Annotated in this window: 1 protein-coding gene; it reads right to left on the bottom strand. The window is 59.0% G+C overall.

What is annotated here, in order from left to right; translation table 11 throughout:
- Positions 1–1,793 (bottom strand): DNA mismatch repair endonuclease MutL (mutL, locus tag Q1K49_RS01625; protein WP_300522032.1); only part of this gene is annotated, 1,793 nt, incomplete at its 3' end.
- Positions 1,794–1,964 lie beyond the last annotated feature (171 nt).

Below are 1,964 nucleotides of genomic sequence, written 5' to 3'. Positions count from 1 at the left end.
CTTTTGAACATTTTTTCCACGTCCGAACGGCTTATCCTGCGAAACACCGGCCTGCCATGGGGACAATTGGTGGCGAAGCCGACGGAATCCAGCGCTGCAAGAAGCGCGGAAATCTCTACCGGCGCAAGGGGGTGCACGCCCCTGACGACGCTGTGGCAGGCCATCCGCATCAGGATATCCTCCTGGATGTCCATGAAGGACCTGCTGCGGCCGAGGGAGGAAAGCTCCTCGACAACATCCCGCAGGACTCTGATGAATTCTCTTTCCGCAAGCATGCGCGGCACCGACTGGACCACCCTGGACGTACCGCCGAAATCCTCCAGGACGAAACCCAGCTTGCGGAGGGCCGGGAGATGTTCGTCCACCACCGTTGATTCGGCAAGTGAGAACTCCATGACCTCCGGGAAGAGCAGGCCCTGCGACTCCACGGCGCCGTTCGTGAATTCCCGTCGGAGACGCTCAAAGGCAACCCGTTCGTGGGCGGCATGCTGATCGAGGAGCACGAGGTCCTCCCCGTCGGAGCAGACGAGATATATGCCCGCGTACTGCCCTATAACGGTTAACGAGGAAAAGAACCCCTTGTTGTGCTCCTGCTCCCGCCCTTGTCCCGGCGACTCCGCCAAGGTGCGCGGCGGCATGGGCCGGGCGGTCTCATGACGTAACGGAAGCTCCCGTGAAACAGGAGTTTCCAGCCTGGCCTGGTAGACTCCCAACGATTCGCGCACCTCCGACACCTTCCGTTCCGCAACGGTTTGAGTAACCGCGGTCGGCGGAACCGGGGTCGAAACCGCTTTCCGTATCCAGGGTGTGGACTGCAGTTCGCCTTCAATGGCTGAAACAATGAAGTCGTGGACCCGGGATTGCTCGCGGAAACGCACCTCGTGCTTGGTGGGATGGACATTCACGTCCACGTCTCCGGTCGGGAGCGAGAGAAAAAGTACCGCTACCGGATACCGCCCTTTCTCCAGGAATCTCCGGTACGCCTGAAGGACAGCGTGCTGAACGACCCGATCCCGGACAAACCGCCCGTTCACGAAGGTGAACAGATGCGAGGCAGTCGATCTGCTGCATTCAGGCCTGGCCGCGAGGCCGTGAATTCTCATCTCTCCATCCTCGCACAGCACCGGAAAGAGTTCTGATGCGATTGTCCTTCCAAGCAGGGAAGTGACCCTTTCCCTGAGGTCGCCGTTCAGGGCACGGAACACGACCCTGCCGTCGCTCAGATAGACAAACCTGACATCGGGCCGGGACAGGGCAAGCCGCGTGAGATGGTCGGACACATGCCCTGCTTCCGTTTCCGTACTCTTCAGAAATTTAAGCCTGGCCGGGGTATTGAAGAACAGGTTTCTGACCTCGATGACCGTCCCTTCGGCCATGCCGCGGGCCTTTACGTGACGAATCACGCCGCCTTCGCCATAGATTTCCGTTCCTTCAACGCTTCCCTTCTCCCGTGACGACAGGGTACACCGGGAGACGGAGGCTATGGACGGAAGCGCCTCTCCCCGGAAGCCGAGGGTCGAAATGGCAAGAAGATCGTTGTCGGTCGCAATCTTGCTGGTCGCGTGCCTTTCCAGCGCCAGCATCGCATCTTCACGGGACATTCCGCATCCGTTGTCGCTGACCTTGATGAGACGTTTTCCGCCGACTTCAATTTCCACCACGATTTCGGTCGCTCCCGCATCCAGGGAGTTCTCGACCATCTCCTTCACCACCGAGGCGGGTCGTTCGACAACCTCGCCCGCTGCAATCTTGTTGGACAGATTTTCGGAAAGAATCTTGATGCGGCACGCCATGGAAACCTCGAGTCAATCAAATAGTGTCCATCCGGAAACTCCGGATGTGACACTATTGGTTTCCAATTCGGAAACGAGGAATTTTTAGGCCCGGCAAGGAAATCGAGGGTTTGCGCGGAGGCGTACATCGGTACGCCGCACAAGCAACCCTGAAAATTGACGCCGCCAGGG

Origin of the sequence: Aminiphilus sp., assembly GCF_029975095.1 — a bacterium.
In the GTDB taxonomy this organism is placed as follows: Bacteria; Synergistota; Synergistia; order Synergistales; family Aminiphilaceae; genus Aminiphilus.
This window is presented reverse-complemented; position numbering and strand designations above follow the sequence as displayed.